Origin of the sequence: Streptomyces sp. NPDC060027, assembly GCF_042737005.1 — a bacterium.
Taxonomy (GTDB): Bacteria; Actinomycetota; Actinomycetes; order Streptomycetales; family Streptomycetaceae; genus Streptomyces.
This window is the reverse complement of the sequence record NZ_JBHWVI010000010.1, coordinates 26,617-43,764: the sequence shown is the minus strand read 5'-3', so window position 1 is coordinate 43,764 and position 17,148 is coordinate 26,617. Positions and strand designations below refer to the sequence as shown.

15 protein-coding genes are annotated in these 17,148 nt (G+C 70.9%); 9 read left to right on the top strand and 6 right to left on the bottom strand.

Annotated features, from left to right (window positions below):
* Positions 1-8 precede the first annotated feature (8 nt).
* From ACFWBT_RS04465 to ACFWBT_RS04450, 4 genes are all read left to right on the top strand, one after another.
* Complete coding sequence (locus tag ACFWBT_RS04465; protein WP_385695763.1) at positions 9-890, top strand: DNA-3-methyladenine glycosylase family protein; 882 nt, start codon at positions 9-11, stop codon at positions 888-890.
* Positions 891-1,041: 151 nt separating this feature from the next.
* Positions 1,042-2,181: an ABC transporter ATP-binding protein gene (locus ACFWBT_RS04460; RefSeq protein WP_385695760.1), complete on the top strand. Its 1,140-nt coding sequence runs from the start codon at positions 1,042-1,044 to the stop codon at positions 2,179-2,181.
* A complete protein-coding gene (locus tag ACFWBT_RS04455; protein ID WP_385695758.1) occupies positions 2,178-2,888 on the top strand; it encodes an ABC transporter permease in 711 nt (236 codons plus the stop codon). Before ACFWBT_RS04460 ends, ACFWBT_RS04455 begins: the two co-directional genes overlap by 4 nt.
* On the top strand, positions 2,885-3,559 hold the full coding sequence (locus ACFWBT_RS04450) for an ABC transporter permease (protein ID WP_385695757.1): 675 nt from the start codon (positions 2,885-2,887) through the stop codon (positions 3,557-3,559). The genes ACFWBT_RS04455 and ACFWBT_RS04450 overlap by 4 nt, the downstream gene beginning before the upstream one ends.
* Positions 3,560-3,604: 45 nt before the next feature.
* Here the strand turns inward: ACFWBT_RS04450 and ACFWBT_RS04445 are convergent, their stop codons facing one another.
* The 4 genes from ACFWBT_RS04445 to ACFWBT_RS04430 are packed head-to-tail and all read right to left on the bottom strand — an operon-like array spanning position 3,605 to position 7,586.
* On the bottom strand, positions 3,605-4,216 hold the full coding sequence (locus ACFWBT_RS04445; protein WP_385695754.1) for an ATP/GTP-binding protein: 612 nt from the start codon (positions 4,214-4,216) through the stop codon (positions 3,605-3,607).
* Positions 4,167-4,598: a DUF742 domain-containing protein gene (locus ACFWBT_RS04440; protein WP_385695751.1), complete on the bottom strand. Its 432-nt coding sequence runs from the start codon at positions 4,596-4,598 to the stop codon at positions 4,167-4,169. Before ACFWBT_RS04440 ends, ACFWBT_RS04445 begins: the two co-directional genes overlap by 50 nt.
* Positions 4,599-4,656: 58 nt before the next feature.
* Positions 4,657-5,130 (bottom strand): roadblock/LC7 domain-containing protein, encoded by a 474-nt coding sequence (locus ACFWBT_RS04435; protein WP_385695840.1) that lies wholly within the window; start codon positions 5,128-5,130, stop codon positions 4,657-4,659.
* Positions 5,131-5,132: 2 nt separating this feature from the next.
* Positions 5,133-7,586: an ATP-binding protein gene (locus ACFWBT_RS04430; protein ID WP_385695748.1), complete on the bottom strand. Its 2,454-nt coding sequence runs from the start codon at positions 7,584-7,586 to the stop codon at positions 5,133-5,135.
* Positions 7,587-8,040: 454 nt separating this feature from the next.
* On the opposite strand from ACFWBT_RS04430, the gene ACFWBT_RS04425 reads away from it, so the two are divergent.
* Positions 8,041-9,000: a glycine betaine ABC transporter substrate-binding protein gene (locus tag ACFWBT_RS04425; protein ID WP_385695745.1), complete on the top strand. Its 960-nt coding sequence runs from the start codon at positions 8,041-8,043 to the stop codon at positions 8,998-9,000.
* Positions 9,001-9,108: 108 nt separating this feature from the next.
* A complete protein-coding gene (locus tag ACFWBT_RS04420) occupies positions 9,109-10,830 on the top strand; it encodes an aromatic amino acid lyase (RefSeq protein ID WP_385695743.1) in 1,722 nt (573 codons plus the stop codon).
* A 64-nt stretch (positions 10,831-10,894) separates the two neighbouring features.
* Here ACFWBT_RS04420 and ACFWBT_RS04415 read toward each other — a convergent pair whose 3' ends face one another.
* Positions 10,895-12,376, bottom strand: coding sequence for an MFS transporter (locus tag ACFWBT_RS04415; protein ID WP_385695740.1), 1,482 nt, complete (start codon positions 12,374-12,376; stop codon positions 10,895-10,897).
* 317 nt (positions 12,377-12,693) lie between these two features.
* Between ACFWBT_RS04415 and ACFWBT_RS04410 the strand changes: the two genes are divergently transcribed.
* From ACFWBT_RS04410 to ACFWBT_RS04400, 3 genes are all read left to right on the top strand, one after another.
* Positions 12,694-13,272 (top strand): TetR/AcrR family transcriptional regulator, encoded by a 579-nt coding sequence (locus ACFWBT_RS04410; protein WP_266763922.1) that lies wholly within the window; start codon positions 12,694-12,696, stop codon positions 13,270-13,272.
* Between the two features lie 167 nt (positions 13,273-13,439).
* Entirely contained in the window at positions 13,440-15,104 is a 1,665-nt protein-coding gene (locus ACFWBT_RS04405) for a serine/threonine-protein kinase (RefSeq protein ID WP_385695737.1), read from the top strand.
* A gap of 141 nt (positions 15,105-15,245) precedes the next feature.
* Positions 15,246-15,680 (top strand): PAS domain S-box protein, encoded by a 435-nt coding sequence (locus tag ACFWBT_RS04400; protein ID WP_385695734.1) that lies wholly within the window; start codon positions 15,246-15,248, stop codon positions 15,678-15,680.
* Positions 15,681-15,830: 150 nt separating this feature from the next.
* Here ACFWBT_RS04400 and frc read toward each other — a convergent pair whose 3' ends face one another.
* Positions 15,831-17,087: a formyl-CoA transferase gene (gene frc, locus ACFWBT_RS04395; RefSeq protein ID WP_385695733.1), complete on the bottom strand. Its 1,257-nt coding sequence runs from the start codon at positions 17,085-17,087 to the stop codon at positions 15,831-15,833.
* Positions 17,088-17,148: the final 61 nt, after the last annotated feature.

Here is a 17,148-nt window from a genome sequence, read left to right as displayed (position 1 = left end):
GGTTGGACATGGCACGGCACACGGTCGCGTTCGAGGTGGCCGGTCCCTGGTCCCTGGAGAACAGCAGGGAGTTCTGGGAGGAGATGGCACCCGTGCCACCGGCCGGGGCTGCGGGCGCGGGAACGTCGCTGCGTACGGTGTTCCACGCCGACGCCGACTGGCGGCGGGTCGCCGCGGAGGTGGCGCAGAACGGGTCCACCGCCCACGTCCTGGTCACGGGGGACGGCGATCTGGACGCCGCCGCGGAGCAGGTGCGCCGCTTCCTGTCCCTGGACGTCGACGCCCGCGGCTGGCCCGCGGTGGGCGACCGCGACCCCGTGATCGGCCGGATCCAGGCGCGCCGGCCGGGACTTCGTCCGTGCGGCTTCCATTCTCCGTACGAGGCCGCCTGCTGGGCGGTGCTGACCCAGCGCACCGGGACGACGGCCGCCCGTGGCCTGCGCGACGACCTCGTCGACCGCCATGGAACCGGCGGCGCGTTCCCGGCGCCCGAGGCCCTGCTCCGGATGGACACCGAACTGCCCTGGCGCAAGACCGAATACCTGCACGCCGTCGCCCGGGCGGCCCTCGACGGACTGCTCGACGGCGCGCAACTGCGTTCCCTGGAACCGCGGGACGCGATGCGGCAGGTTCAACAGGTCAAGGGGCTGGGCGCCTTCGCCGCCGAACTGGTCGTCGTCCGCGGCGCGGGCCACCCCGACGTCCTGCCGACCCAGGAACGCAGACTCGCCGCGGAGATCACCGAACAGTACGGACCGGACCACGACCTGACCCACATCTCCGGGAACTGGCGTCCGTACCGCACCTGGGCCGCGCTCCATCTGCGGATCCTGCACGGTGAACGCACGGGCGCTCAAAGGGCGCGCGGGACGCGGACACCCACGCGATGAAGCACGCCCGCCCCGCCCCCTGAAATCGGACGTCCGCACGACATTCACGACCAGTCATGACCGGGAACGAACATCAACTGGCTAGACTACGCACCCTCGTGCACGCGATCGCGCCACGCGCGAGCAAAGCCGTTCCGAAGGGTTTCGACGCTTGATAGCCATCGAAGATGTCAGCAAGCGATACGCCGACGGCACGGTGGCCGTCGATCGCCTGTCCCTGCAGATACCGAACCACTCCATCACCGTTCTCGTCGGACCTTCGGGCTGCGGCAAGACCACCACGCTCCGCATGATCAACCGCATGGTCGAGCCGAGCAGCGGCACGATCCGGGTCAACGGCGAGGACATCCGGAGCCGGCCGGTCAACGCCCTGCGCCGCTCCATGGGTTACGTCATCCAGAACGCCGGTCTCTTCCAGCACCGGACGATCCTCGACAACATCGCCACGGTGCCCCGGCTGCTCGGCTGGTCCAAGCAGCGCGCCCGGGACCGCGCGGCGGAACTGATGGAACGGGTCGGCCTCGACCCGGCCATGGCCCGCCGCTATCCGTACCAGCTCTCCGGCGGCCAGCAACAACGCGTGGGCGTGGCCCGCGCGTTGGCCTCGGACCCGCCCGTCCTGCTCATGGACGAGCCGTTCTCCGCGGTCGACCCGGTCGTCCGCCGTGGCCTGCAGGAGGAGTTGCTGCGCATCCAGGGCGAGCTGGGCAAGGCCATCGTCTTCGTCACCCACGACATGGACGAGGCGATCACCATCGGCGACCGCATCGCCGTCCTGCGCACCGGCGGCAAGCTCGCCCAGTTCGCCGCGCCGGACGAGATCCTGTCGTCGCCGGCCGACGCGTTCGTGGAGCAGTTCCTCGGCGCCGACCGGGGCATCCGCGGTCTGTCGTTCCTGTCCACCCGCGATCTCGAACTCGACCGCTCCCGGGTCTTCCCCGTCGGCTCCGACTGGCAGGAGATCACCGGACGCGAGACGGGCGGGGCGCCGGTGCTGGTGACCGACGCGGGCGGCAAACCGCTCGGCTGGGCCGATCCCGGCGCCTGGAGCGGTGACGTGGAGACGCTCGAACCGTACGGGCAGAGCTTCGAGGTGGGCCGCGACTCGCTGCGGATCGCCCTGGACCGGGCCGTGCTGTCGCCGACCGGGCAGGCGGTCGCCGTCGACGGCGGTGGGAAGGTGCTCGGGGTCGCCGGGCAGGAGACGGTCGCCGCGGCGATCCGGCTGGCCCGGCGACGACGGGCCGAGGACGCCCCGCGGGAGACGTCGGCGGCGAAGGCGCTGCGATGAACGGGTACTTCGACATACCGAGCGACCTCCAGCACAGCTATGGCGGCCTGATCGCCATCCATATGCAGGAGGCACTGGTCCCGGTGCTGGTCGGTCTGCTGCTGGCGCTGCCGGTCGGCCTGCTGTGCGTCCACTACGACTGGCTCTACCCGCCGGTGCTGTGGACCTCCACGGTGCTCTACGCCATCCCGTCGATCGCCTTCTTCGTGGTGCTCATCGACTACACCGGGCTGACCCAGCTGACGGTGATGATCCCGCTGTGCCTGTACAGCCTGGTCGTGCTCGTACCGGCGGTCGTCGACGGCATCCGCTCGGTCCCCGAGGAAACGAACGCCGCCGCCTCGGCCATGGGCATCGGCCTCGCACGCCGCTACTTCCAGGTCCAACTGCCCATCGCCGTACCGGCGATCATGGCCGGACTCCGGGTGGCCGTCGCCTCCAGCATCAGCCTGGTGAGCATCGGCGCGCTGATCGGCAACCAAGGAGGGCTCGGCAATCTGCTGACCACCGCGCAGTTGTACGACCGCCCCCGCCTCGCCGTGACGTCGGTGGTCACCACCGCCGTCCTCGCGATCGTGATCGACGCCCTGCTGGTCCTGCTGCGGCGGGTCCTCACCCCCTGGGAACCGCCGTCCGCCCGCGCGGCGCGGCGCTCCGGGGCCACGACCGCGGACGTCGCCGCCCGCACCCCGGGGGGCGTGTCGTGAACGTACTCGACTTCATGCGGTCCTTCTTCAGCGACAGCGCCCACTGGCACGGCTACGACGGCATCCCGCAACGCGTGTGGGAGCACCTCCAGTACACCGCCGGGGCCCTGGCGATCGCCGCCGCCATCGGTCTGCCGGTCGGTCTGATCACCGGACACACCGGGCGCGGCGGCAACACGCTGGCCTTCCTGTCCGCCGGCGCCCGCGCGCTGCCGACCTTCGGACTCCTGGTCCTGATGTTCGTCTGGCTCGGGCTCGGCATCGTGCCCGTGATGATCCCGCTCGTGGTGCTGGCGGTCCCCCCGATCCTCATCACCACCTACGAGGCGATCCGCACCGTGGACCCGTCCCCCGTCGATGCCGCCCGAGGCATGGGCATGCCGGCGACCCGGATCCTGTTCCAGGTCGAGGTCCCGGCGGCGCTGCCGCTGATCCTCAGCGGACTGCGCTCGGCGACGGTCCAGATCGTCTCGACGGCGACCATCGCGGCCTATGTGTCCCTCGGCGGGGTCGGCCGGTACATCCTGGACGGCCTGTACCAGCACAACTACGAGAAGGTGGCGGGCGGGGCGGCCCTCACGGCCGTCCTCGCGCTGTTCGTCCTCGGCCTGTTCTGGGCCGTGGGCCGGGTGGCGGTCTCTCCCGGCGTGCGCAGACGCCGGGCCGCCTAGGAGCGCTACCAGCACGGCGGGGACGGCCTTCGGGCCGTCCCCGTCTCAGCGTTCGGCCGTGGCGAGGGCGTGTTCGAGGACGACGAGCAACGCGTCCCGCACGGACCCTCGGTCACGTGCGTCGAACACGGTCAGCGGCACATGGTCGCCGACGTCGAGAGCCCACCGTACGTCGTCCAGATCGTGTTCGATCCTGCCGTCGAAGGCGTTGACGGCCACGGCGAACGGGATCTCGCGGTGCTCGAAGTAGTCGACCGCCGCGTAGCAGTCGTCGAGCCGCCGGGTGTCGACGATGACGAGCCCGCCGAGCGCGCCCTCGACGAGGTCGTCCCACATGAACCCGAACCGCTCCTGTCCGGGGGTGCCGAACAGGTAGAGCTTCAGGGTCGGGTCGAGGGTCACGCAGCCGAAGTCCATGGCGACGGTCGTCGTCACCTTCTCCGGAGTGTGGGTGAGGTCGTCGACTCCCGCGGCGACCGAGGTGATGGACGCCTCGGTGGTCAGCGGCTCGATCTCCGAGATGGCGCCCACCGTGGTGGTCTTGCCCACGCCGAAGCCGCCCGCGATCACCATCTTCACGGGCAGCGGCGGCCGGGCCGTCTCTTCGTCAGCCCTCACGGACCGCGCCCCGGGAGTCGGGGATAGCTCGAAGACCATCGATAACCCTTCGCAGAACGGTGACATCGCGGTTGGAGTGGGCCTGCGGTGCGTACAGGGCCAGTTGACCGTCGGCGCGCAGATCGTCGGCGAGGACCCGGATCACATTCAGGTGCATCCGGAGTTTCGCCGCGATCTCCGCGAGCGACTGCGGCTCACGGCAGACCGAGATGATGTCGCGGTGCTGGTCGAAGACGAACGCGTCCAGCGCCGCCAGCCCCACCCGGGTGGCCACCACCTGTGTCTCGATCGGGATCGGCGGTACGAGGCTGTCGCCTCCGGCGATCCGCCCCGCGGTCAGCAGGAACGGCCGGACCACCGAGGCGGGGCGTTCCACTCCCCACTCGGCGTCGTCACCGGCCAATGGCTCGCCGGACGTCATCACGTCCTCCCCCTTCACCTCGCGGGGCGTCACCGGTCATGTGACGCCCCGACGGACGTCAACCGGTCGGTGCGATGCCCACGGTGTTCTTCAGCTCCATGACCAGTTGCGGACTCAGCACCGCACCGGCCCGGTTGGCGAACAGGGTCATCTCGTAGGCGATGTTGCCGAGCTTGGCCTCCTTCGAGGCCACCACTCCGAGCACCGCTCCGGCACCGAGGGCGGACACCAGGACGTGCCCTTCCTCCAGGTCGATGATGACCTTGTTGAGGCTGCCGAGGCCGTAGTTGCCGGAGGCGCCCATGGCGAGGCTGGTGATACCGGAGACGATCGCCGCGAGCCGTTCGGAGTCGGCCTGACCGCGCAGTTGGGAGACCGCGATCAGCAGTCCGTCGGAGGAGACACCGATCACGTCGACGACCCCGGCTGTCTCGGTGGCGAATCGATTGAGCAGCCAGTTGAAGTCGGCAGCGGCGGTCTTCACGTCCGTCGCGGGTTGCGCGGCTCGGGACTCCGGCTCGCCTGTCCACATGGTCACGTGCTCATGCCTTCCGGGGAAGAGGGTCTCGTGTTCTGGGTGTCGGGTACGGCCGGGCCGCCGGGCCTGCCGCCCGGCAGGATCGCCCCGGCCGGGGCGTCCTCGGCCGCGCTCTCGCGCTCGGCCCGCAGGACGGCGGCCTCGAACTCGTCGAGTTCGTCACGCGCCGCCTCGGCGTCGGTGGGCGCCCAGGAGGGCGGCCGACGGTGGGTGACGGGTTCCTTGGGCCGGGGCAGCCGGCTCGACGCCGTGCCGGCCGACAGCGTCGCGCCGCGCACCCGACGGCGCAGGGGACCGGCGTCGCCGGGCCGCGCCGGGGCGGTGGGGCCCTGGCCCGGGTCGATTCCGGTGCCGGGCCGGGCGCCGCCGTGTGTCATGGCGCGCTCGGCGCCGGGGTCCGTCCTGGGTTCCGCGCGGCGGGCGTGGCCGGCGGACTCGATGTCCTGGGAGCGGGCGGGCACCCTGCGGGGCAGGCCCGCGGGTCCGGGCGGCGACTCGACCTGTGCCGGCCGCGGCTCGCTCGGGCCGGAGCGGCGCGCGGGCGGCTGGATGTGCGGGGCCCTGGTCACCGGACGGCCGGGGTCGGCGAGCACGAGGTGGGACGTGGGCACCGCCACGGTGGCGGTGACACCGCCGCCCGGCGTGCGGGACAGGACGACCTCGATGCCCCAGCGCCGGGACAGGCCACCGACCACGAACAGACCGAGGACCTCCGTCGGCGCCAGGTCCAGGCGCTCGCGCCGGATCAGCCGGGCGTTCTCCTGCGCCAGCCGCTCCGGGCTCATGCCGAGCCCGTGGTCGATGATCTCGACGAGCGCTCCGCCCCCTTGGTGCCGGGGCCGCAGGACCACTTCCACGCCGCTGGTCGCCGGGGAGAACATCACGGCGTTCTCCAGCAGTTCGGCGAGCATCAGCGTCAGATCGCCGACGATGTCGGGGACGACGGTGACGTCGCCCTCGGCGTGCGGGGTGACGCGCTGGTAGCCCTCGATCTGGCCGAGCGCGGCGCGGACGATGTTGCTGAGCCGCATCGGTTCGGTGTTCAGGCCGGTCTCGCTGATCCCGGCGAGCAGCATGAGGCTGTCGGCGTTGCGCTGGAGCCGGACGGCGATGTGGTCGATGCGGTAGAGCCGGTCCAGCACCTCGGGGTCGGTCTCGCCGCGCTCCACGGAGTCGATCAGGGCGAGTTGACGAGCCGTCAGGTTACTGACGCGGCGTCCGACGTTGCCGAACATCTCGGCGATGTTGCGCCGGCTGACGACCTGGCGTGCCAGCAGGGCGCTCGCGGTGACCTGAACCTGGTTGAAGGCTTCGGCCAGTTCACCGATCTCGTCGCGCACCGGCACGGGCACGGCTTCCAGCCGCGGCGGACTCGCATCGTCGGCGTCGTCGTCGGCGACGCGGGCGAGCTCGGTCTCGGCGGCACCGGCCACGTGCTGGGCCGCCGCCGTGAGGGTGCGCACGGTCCGCACCACCGAGCGGCGGGTCAGCACGGAGAACAGCAGCCAGGCGGCGAAGGCGAGCAGGTTGCCGACGACCAGCCAGGCCACCCGCCACCAGGCGCCGTTCGACGCGGACTGGGCGTCCGCGGCGATCTCGCCGATCAGTGACTGGACGATCTTCAGGCGGTTCTCGGCCTGCCGTTCATAGGTGGGGTCGGCGCGCAGCGCGTCGTCGAGCGCCGCGCGCAGCTGCGTCGCGTTCTCGGCGACCAGACCGCCGGGGTCGACCTGGAGCGCGGCCCAGTGCTGGGCGATGACGCTCTGGAACGGGCTGTGCTCGATCCCGGCGAGCTCGGTGCCCTGTTCCTGGCTGGCGAACCGGGTGAACCGCTCGGCCTGGTAGGTGTACTGGTTGTAGTCGCCGACCGCGCCGGTGAACTCGATGAGCGCGTTGGAGTCGCGGGTGCGGGACGCGAAGACGCTGGTCTCGAAGGAGGCGTGGGCGGCGTCGGCGCGCAGCAGTGCGTCGAGCAGATTGCCCGCGGACGAGGAGGAGTCGCTGCCGGACTGGCCGAGACCGAGGCCGTTGATGAGGCCCTCGATCACCGCTCCGTACGCCGGGTCGATGTTGTCGGCGGGGATCGGCCCCTCCTCGACGGTCTTGCGGAGGCTGTCCAGGCCCTCGAGTTCCTTCAGTGCCTGGGCCTCACCGTCGGGCAGCCGGTCGCTGTAGGCGGCCCGGACGGCTTCGATGTGGGTGCCGACCTGGTCCTGCGCGTCCAGGTAGGCGGAGGTGTCGGGCGACCGCTCTCCCGAGCGGGCCGCCTCGTAGCGCAGGGAGACCAGGAGCGCCTGCCGGTGCTCGGTCTGCACGGCGTCGATGAGCTTGGTCACCTGCGCGCTGTCCCGCACGAGTTGGGCGGTGTCGGCGGCGGACCGGGCCCGGTCGATCTCTCCGTAGACGACATAGGAGAGCATCACGGATATCACCGCGAGCGGCACGGTCACCAGAACATTGAGTTTCCGGCGGAAAGGCCAACGGTCCAGCAGAGATGGTGTCCGGCCGGTCCGAAGAGCCGTGGACGGCTGCCCCGAGGCGGCTTTTCTGTGCGCGGGCACCCAACCTCCTTGACTTCATTTCCCGTTGGAAGCCCATAGGCAGGCCTGCATGGATCAATGGTCACGAACAGCGCGGTCGGGCCGACAAGTGGAAGGGGGCCCTCGACGCGGCCAACACTAGCGGTTGCCGTAAGAGTACGGCCATGATCAACCGAGAAGTGGCACGCGGAGGCGCCTGGTTCGATCGGATTTTGGTCACGTTGTGCCTACGGGCTGAAGCTGTACGGTCCCCATCAGTGATCTATTCGTGCCTTGACGGCAGTTGAGGCGGCTCGATTGGATCGTCAGGACCGTCACACCCGCGCCCACCGGCCACCGATGCCCCACTCATTGCCAAGTCTGGATGACCAACGTGACCATCGCCAGAAGCACTCGAACCTCTACAACTTACGCCGTTTCCCTGCTGGTTGTGGCCGCGGCCGCACTGACGGGCTGCGGTTCCTCCGACGACTCCGGCAAGGACGACCCGTTGCAGGGTGACGCCGCCAAGGGCGGTACGGTCGTTGTCGGTTCCAACAACTTCCCCGAGAGCATCCTGCTCGCCGACATCTACGGCGAGGCCCTCAAGTCCAAGGGCGTCAAGGTCAGTTACAAGCTGAACATCGGCAGTCGCGAGACCACGTACGGCCTGATCAAGAACGGCACGATCACGGTCCTGCCGGAGTACAACGGCGCACTGCTCGCCTACCTGGACGCCAAGGCCACCCCGACCACCGTCGAGGAGACGAGCAAGGCCATTTCGGCCAAACTCGACCCCAAGCTTGCCCTGCTGACTCCGTCCGAGGCCCAGGACAAGGACGCGATCGCCCTGAACGAGGCCACGGCCAAGAAGTACAGCCTCACGGACAAGTCGACCATCGCCGACCTCGCCGACGTGGCGAAGGACCTGGTCATCGGCGGCTCCCCCGAGTTCCAGACCCGGCAGCAGGGCCTGAAGGGACTGAAGTCGGTTTACGGTCTCAATTTCAAGAACTTCAAGGCACTGGACGCGGGCGGCAAGATCACCGTGACAGCCCTCAAGGACAACAACATCCAGGCCGCGGATATCTTCTCGACCGACCCCACAATCAGCAAGAACAAGTTCGTCGTGCTGCAGGACCCGAAGAATCTCTTCGGATTCGAGAATGTAACTCCGCTGACATACAAGAGCGAACTGCCGGCGGCCGGAGTTTCCGTCCTCAATGCCGTCTCGGCGAAGCTCGACACCGAAACCCTCGTGAAGCTCAACAGCGAGGTGCAGGAGGGCAGCAAGGACCCGCTGGACGTGGCGAAGACGTGGCTGTCCTCGGCGGGACTCAGCTGACGTCGGGACCGGCAGCCGGCTGACGGGTGCCCGCGGGCCGGGGAGAAGCCTTCCCCGGCCCGCCCTGCTGTCTTCTGTCGACGTACGGCTGAGGAGTGAACGTCCGTCATGCTCGAGCGCACGGCCGACGCGGCCACCGGCTCCGCGATCGACGAGCCCACCGGCGGGACCGCGTCGCGCGGTGCGGCACTCCGCGGCCGGGGCCTCGATGCCGCCGCGGTGGCCCGGATCGCCGACGGAGCGACACCTCCTCCCCCGCATCCCGCGGCACTCGAGGCGATGGAACGCACCCGCCGTGCCGCGCGCCGGCTCGCGGCGGAGGGCGCCCGGGTCTACGGGCGCAGTACCGGTGTGGGCGCGCATCGGGGCCTGACCGTCGAGGAACACGACGGCGCGGGCCATGATCTGCGGCTGTTGCTCAGTCACGCGGGCGGCGTGGGCGAGCCCCTGCCCGCACGCCAGGTCCGGGCGATGATGGTGGTGCGCGCGAACCAACTCCTCGCCGGCGGATCGGGGTTGGGACCCGAGATCGCGGTGGCCGTCACGGACGCGCTCCGCGCGGGAGTGCATCCCCTGGTCCCCGAGTACGGGTCCGTGGGTACCGGCGATCTGACGGCGCTGGCCCAACTGGGCCTTGCCCTCTTCGGCCACGGCACCTGGACACGGGACCGGGCGGGCTCCGGGGGCCATCCGGCCGAGCGACCCCTCTCCGCGTTCACGCTCCCGCGGAGCCCGCTTCCGCGGAGCCCGTTCGCGGAGAGTCCGTTCCCGGAGGGTCCGTTCGCGGAGAGTCCGTTCCTGGAGGGTCCGTTCGCGGAGAGTCCGTTCCCGGTGAGTCTTTCCCTTCAACGAGGCGACGCGCTGGCCCTGTTGAGCAGCAACGCCCTCACTCTCGGCCAGTCCGCGCTCGCCTGGCACGATCTCGGTGTCCCGCTCCGCGCCGCGCACCTGGTCGCCGCGCTCTCGCTGCACGCGGTGGGAGGCTCGCTAGAGGCGTACGCGCCCGAGGTCCACCGGGCCCATCCGCACCCGGCGATCGGGCGGGCCGCGGCCCAGGTCAGAGGACTGCTCGGTGGGGCGGCCGGGAACGGAACGGTCGTACCGCAGCCGCCGGGCGGAGTGGCGGCACGGGTACAGGACCCCTTCGGCTTCCGCTGCTTCCCGCAGGTCCACGGCCCCGCGACGGAGGCGTGGTCGGGCCTGGAGCGGGTGCTGTCGATCGATCTCAACTCCGCCACCGAGAACCCCCTCATCGGCTGGGACGAGACCACGGGCGCCCCCCTCGCACAGCATCACGGCGGCTTCTTCGCCGCGCCGCTCACCCTCGCGCTCGACCAGCTGGGCCTCGCCGTGCTCGGCACGGCCCGGCTCTCGGCGGCGCGGCTGTCCGCTCTCGGCCGCCCCGAACTGACCGGGCTGCGCTCCTACTTGGCCGACACGTCCTCCGCCGGGTCGGGAATGATGATCCTGGAGTACAGCGCGGCGTCCGCCCTCGCCGAGATACAGGCCTGCGCCACCCCGGCCGCGCTCGGGCACGTGGTGCTGTCCCAGGGCATGGAGGAGGCGGCGACCTTCGCGACCCAGGCGGCCCGCAAGTCCCTGCGGCTGGCACAGGCGTACCGGCTGGTCCTGGCCTGCGAACTCGTCACCGCCGTAAGGGCGCTGCGGCTGCGCGGCACCCCGCCCGCTCCGGACACCCCGGCGGGGCGTGCCTACCTGCGCGCGGCGGCGGCTCTGGACCCGGACATGCGGGACCGACCCCTCACGGACGATGTGACCGTCGCGTCGGCCCTGCTCGAAGAGTTCGCCGACATCGGCCACGACGGCTGAGCGGCCCCGGCACCGCGCACCCGGCGCTCACGCCGGACCCCGCGCGGCACCGGACCCCGTGCCGTCAGTTCCGCGCCCCCGGTGCGACGGCCTCCGCTTCGGTCGCCGCACCGGCATCGGCACCGGGGGCCCCGCCCACGGTCCGCCCCGAAGCCCGGGGTGCGCCGGAGAGACGTGCCGTGCGCCGGACGGGGACGAGGAGCGCGGCCAGTGCGGCGGCCAGGCAGAGCAGGGCGAGCAGGGTGAACCCGTGGGTGTACCCGGACTCGTACGGCAGGCCCGAGGACTGGAGGTGGCCGGTGACCAGCACGCTGGTCACCGCGGCGCCGATGGAACCCCCGATGGTGCGGATGTTGGCGTTCATCCCGGTGGCCGCGCCGGTCTGTTCGGCCGGGACGCTGCCGACGATGAGGTTGGCCATCGCGGCGAAGGCGAGTCCGATGCCGAGGCCGAACACACCCGCGGCGAAGGCGATCTGCCACGGCCGGGCGTGCCAGAGAGCGAGGAATCCGCAGGCGACCGCGCCGAGCGCGGCACCGGCGACCAGCAGCTTCTTGGCGCCGAGGACGGGCTCCAGCCGGCCGCTCAGCACGCCCGAGCAGAACATCGCGATCAGCATCGGCAGCATGAGCAGTCCCGCCGCGGTCACGCTCGCTCCGAAGCCGTAGCCGGCCGAACTCGGAGTCTGGACGAACCCGGGGAGGAAGGACCAGATCGCGTACATGCCCGCGCCGAACAGCAGCGCGGCGGTGTTGGTGGTCCACACGGCGGGCAGCCGCATGATGCGCAGGTCGATGAGCGGGCTGCGGGAGCGGGCCTCGGAGCCCAGCCAGAGCGCGAAGAGCAGCACGGCCGTGACGAACAGACCGATCACCTTGGCCGATCCCCAGCCCCAGTGGCTCGCCTGGCTGAGCGGCAGCAGCAGTGCCACGAGCCAGCCCGAGAGCAGCACGGCGCCGAGCCAATTGACGCGTCCCTGGGCCCGGTTGGGCGACTCGGGGACGTAACGCAGGGCGATCAGCGTGGTGATCGCGACGACGGCGACGGGTATCCAGAACAGCCAGCGGTAGTCGAGCGCGGTCACGATCGGACCGGCCGCCACCATGCCGACTCCCCCGCCTGCGGCGATCACGGCGGACAGGTTGCTGATGCTGCCGCTCACCTGGGACGCGGCGAACTCGTCCCGGATGATGCCGAAGGACAGCGGGAACAGGGCTCCGCCGATGCCCTGCACGACCCGGGCGACGATCAGTACGCCGATGGTGGGCGCGAGCGCGGCGAGCAGACAGCCGGCCAGGACGGCCAGGAGAACGGCGACGAGGGTGCGTTTCTTGCCGATCAGGTCGCCGACCCGACCGAGGATGGGCGTGAAGATCGACGCGGACAGCAGGTACGCGGTCATCACCCAGGTCGCGGTGGACTGCGAGGTGTGCATCGCGTGCTGGACGGTCGGCAGGGCCGGTGCGATCAGCGATTGCAGCATGGCGAACACGCCGGCACCGGTCGCGAGGACCGCGAAGGTGAGGCGGGTGGACGTGCGGGGCATGAAGAGCCTCTCCGGACAGGATGCGGCCGAGGTCGTCGGGCCACGGTCGTACGGGACGGGCGGGTTGTGGAGCGGCGTCGGGCACACCGACGACCGCGACGGCGGTCGCGGAGCGGACGCTCAGGGGTGGGTGGGGCCGTGCGGTGCGGTCACCGCACGCTCCGCCGGGGATCGAGGACGGGGGCACGAGCGCGTCGGCTCCGCGTGCGGCCGCACGCGTCCACGCCGAACGCACCCCGACTGGTAAAGTGGAGGTACCCCTCCACTGTAGCGGAGGCATACCTCCGTTTCAATCGCGATCCAGCCGGGAGGCAGCAGTGACGGCACAGCCGTTCCCCGTCAGCGAGATCGTCGCGTCCCGGCGTCCGCACCGGAAGGACGCGGCCCGCAACTACGACGCGCTGCTGGCGGCCGCCCGCGAGGCGTTCGCGGAGAGCGGCGCGGAGGCCTCCCTGGAGGACGTGGCCCGGCGCGCGGGTGTCGGCATCGGCACGCTGTACCGGAACTTCCCGACCCGCCGCCATCTCTTCGAGAGCGTCTACGCGGGCGAGGTCGACGACCTGTGCCGGGTCGCCGAGGAGGTCGCCGGCCTGGAACCGTGGGTGGCGCTGACGTCGTGGCTGCGCCGCTTCGTGGACTACACGGTCACCAAGCGGGCCATCCGCGAGGCCCTCAACGACGAGTCGGAGATCTTCCTGGCCTGCCGGGAATCGATGTACGCGGCCGGCGGCCCCCTCTTCGAGCGCGCGCAGAAGGCGGGCGAGGCGCGGGCCGACATGACCTTCGACGACCTGCTGCGCATGGTCGCCGGCATCACGGCGACGAACTTCCTGGACGACGCCCAGCGCGACCGCGTCCTGTCGGTGGCACTGGACGGGGTCCACGCACCCCGCTGACCAGGGGCCCGGCAGGGGTGACGCCGGGGTCGGCCTTCCCCTCCCTTCCTCCCCGGTGACCGCGCGACCGGCAGGCCCCACCGGCTCGCACGACTGGGCTAGAGTCGGCGCGGCCCCCGGTCTGACGTTCTGCCGTGGGGGGTTGCGCGCTGGGGGATGACAGCACCATGCGGTACGAACACGTGGAACTCTCCGGATACGAGATCCAGGGCGTCCTGGGCCGGGGCGGCTTCGCCACGGTCTACCGGGCACGCCAGGTGGCGGTGGGCCGGGAAGTGGCGCTGAAGGTGGACGGCAGGGCGCTGGCCTCGGACCGTGACCGGCAGCGCTTCCTGCGCGAGGTCACGGCGGCGGGGCAGCTGTCCGGGCATCCGCACGTGGTCCCGGTCTACGACGCGGGCGTCCTCGGTGACGACCGCCCGTACATGGTCATGGAGCTCTGTCCCGGCGGCTCGCTCGGCGATCGCCTGCACCGCCAGGGACCGCTCACCGTCAAGGAAGCCCGCGACATCGGGCTGGGCATCGCGGACGCGCTGACCGCGGCGCATGCGGTCGGCGTCCTGCACCGCGACATCAAGCCGGGCAACATCATGGTCAACCGGTACGGCGCCGCCGCCCTCACCGACTTCGGTCTGGCGGCCATCCCCAGGCCCGGCCGGGAACTGTCGGTGACACGCGAGGCGCTGACTCCGGCATACGCGCCGCCCGAGGCCTTCCACCTGGCCGACCCGACGACGACCGGCGACGTGTACTCGCTCGCCGCGACGCTCTACGCCCTCCTGCGCGGCCGTCCGCCGCATCATCCCGAGGACGGCACCCAGCTCAGCCTCGCGGAACTCATCGTCCGGCACACCTGGCCCTACCCCGATCTGCCGGGCGTGCCGAGCACCCTCAACGAGGTGCTCAGACAAGCCCTGGCGACGGATCCGGCGTCCCGGATGCCGGACGCGACGACGTTGCGGGACGCCCTGGCCGCCCTCGACGTCGACAGCACCGATCGGGGCGCGTTCGGGCCCGCGCCCCGCGTGGCCACCACCGTTCCCGCGCACCGGAACGCGCCGCCCACGCCTCACACCCCGCCCGGCACCGTTCCCCCGCCGCCTTCGGCCCCGGTGACTCCGGACGGCCGACCCGGTCGGGCGGCCGGGAACGGCGGGCCGGACGCGGAGCCCGGCGGCTCCGCCCCCGGCGGGGTGAGCACGGTCGCGGAGCCGGCGGGCCGCAGGTCTTCACGGTGGCGGCCCGGACTGATCGGCGTGTTGGCGGCCGTGGTCACCGTGAGCGTGTCCGTCACCCTGGTGATCCAGCAGTACGGTTCGCCGGGCGGCCCCGGCTCCTCGTCCACCGGGTCCCCGTCCCCCAAGGCCACGGACAAGGGCTCGCCGGGCGGCGACGCCTTCGGCGGCGTGCGGACCACCCGTCGCGGCTGCGCGGCCGCGGAAGTCGAGGGGGTGGGCGGCCGCTGCGTCTCGACCGCCGAGTGCTGGAGCGGCATCACCGACATCTCGGGGTCGATCACCGTCAGCCGCGCCGACTGCCACATCGAGCACGTGTGGGAGACCTTCGCCGTCGCCCCGCTGCCCAAGGACGGGATGACGTACAACGCGAGGGACCTCGCCAAGCATCCCGACGTACGAACTCTGTGTTCGCAGCAGGTCATGCGGAACTCCCTGACGTCCACCGGCCGCACGGACGGCGTCCGCTGGAACGTGGACGTCCTGCCGCCGACGGCCGCGCAATGGGCCGAGGGGCTACGGGTGTTCCGCTGCGTCGCCGCGGCGGTCACGGACGACGGTCAGACCACGAACAGCCACTTCGGAGCGGGCGGGTGACGTGACCTGGCGCCGGATTCCTTCTCCGGTACCACCAGTCCGTCGCGTCGCCCGCCCCTCGTCAACTGCCCCCGCACGCAGGGGATCTCCAAGAATGGGATTCTGTATACTGTCGACACCACTGCCCGGTTCGGAGGCGACATGGACAAGCTCGATCCCGAAGTGATCATGGGCATGGCCGCCCAGGCACCCGACGGAGTAGTGATCGTCGACGGTGACAACCTGATCCGCTACTGGAACCGGGGCGCCGAGCGCATCTTCGGGTTCTCCGCGGCCGAGGCGGACGGCCGCAGCCTGGACATCGTCATCCCGGAGAAGCACCGCCGACGTCATGGGGACGGCTTCCGCACCGCCGTGGAGCAGGGCGCCACCAAGTACGGCGAGGCCGACCTCCTGACCGTTCCCGCGCTGGCGGCGGACGGCCGGACCCTGTCCATCGAGTTCAGCGTGGTGCTGCTGGCCGGGAGCGACGGAGCCCCGTACGTCGGGGCCGTGATCCGCGACGTCACCGCGCGACGCGCCCGCGAGCGGGAGAGGACGCGGCGACGGTCCGAGGCAGACCGCGCGACCGTCTGATCCTCGTCAGGAGAGAGGGCGCCCGCCGCCCGCTCGACGCCCGAGTGCCGGAGTGCCCTGCGAACGGACGCCGTTCGCAGGGCACTTGGTCGTACAGGTCGGTCGTAGGGGTCGGTCGTACGGGTCGGTCGTACGGGTCGGACGTACGGATCAGGCGACGACCTTCCCCTCGTGCAGACTGCGGATGGCGTCCGCGTCGTAGCCGAGGTCCGCGAGCACTTCGTCGGTGTGTTCGCCGAGCAGCGGTGCGCCGGTGATCTCGGGCTTGAATCCGGAGAACTTGATCGGGCTGCCCACCGTCAGATAGGTGCCGCGCTCCTTCTGCTCGACCTCGACGATCGTGCCGCTCTTGCGCATGTCGGGGTCCTCGGCGAGCTCCTTCATGCTGAGCACCGGCGCGCACGGCACCTCGAAGGTGCGCAGGATGTCGACCGCCTCGTACTTGGTCTTGTCCGCGAGCCACTTCTCGATCTCGCCGAAGATGTCCATGATGTGCGGCTGACGGGCCAGGGCGGTGTCGTACTCGGGGTCCTCGGCCCACTCCGGCCGGCCGATGGCCTCGCAGGTGCGGACCCAGTTCTGCTCCTGGACCGTGAAGTAGATGTAGGCGTTGGGGTCGGTCTCCCAGCCCTTGCACTTCAGGATCCAGCCGGGCTGTCCGCCGCCGCCCGCGTTGCCCCCGCGCGGCACCGCGTCGCCGAACTCCCCGTTCGGGTACTGCGGGTACTCCTCCAGGTGGCCGACCCGCTCCAGGCGCTGCTGGTCGCGCAGCTTGACCCGGGTCAGGTTGAGCACGGCGTCCTGCATGGACACCGAGACCTTCTGGCCCAGCCCGGTCGCGTTGCGCTGGATGATCGCCGTGAGCAGGCCGATCATCAGGTGCATGCCGCTGTTGCTGTCGCCGAGCGCCGAGCCGCTGATGGTGGGCGGCCCGTCCCAGAACCCGGTGGTGGACGCGGCGCCACCGGCGGCCTGGGCGACGTTCTCGTAGACCTTGAGGTCGTTCCACCGGGAGTCGTCGTTGAAGCCCTTGACCGAGCCGAAGATCAGTCGTGGGTTGAGCGCGTGGATGTGGTCCCAGCCGAGACCCATCCGGTCCATGGCACCCGGCGCGAAGTTCTCCACCAGGACGTCGGCCTCGCGGATCAGCCTCTCCATGACCTCCTTGCCCTCGGGGGACTTGGTGTCGATGGCCAGGGACCGCTTGTTGCTGTTCAGCATGGTGAAGTAGAGGGCGTCGAGGTCGGGGATGTCCCGGAGTTGACGGCGCGTCACATCGCCTCCGCCGACGCGCTCGACCTTGATGACGTCGGCGCCGAACCAGGCGAGCAGCTGCGTGCACGCGGGACCGGCCTGGACGCCGGTGAAGTCGATCACCTTGATTCCGGCGAGCGGCTTTTCACTCATGGTGGATTCCTTCTCGTGAATGATCTCGGTGCGGAAGTCGGCCGTACGGGAGGGGAGTTCG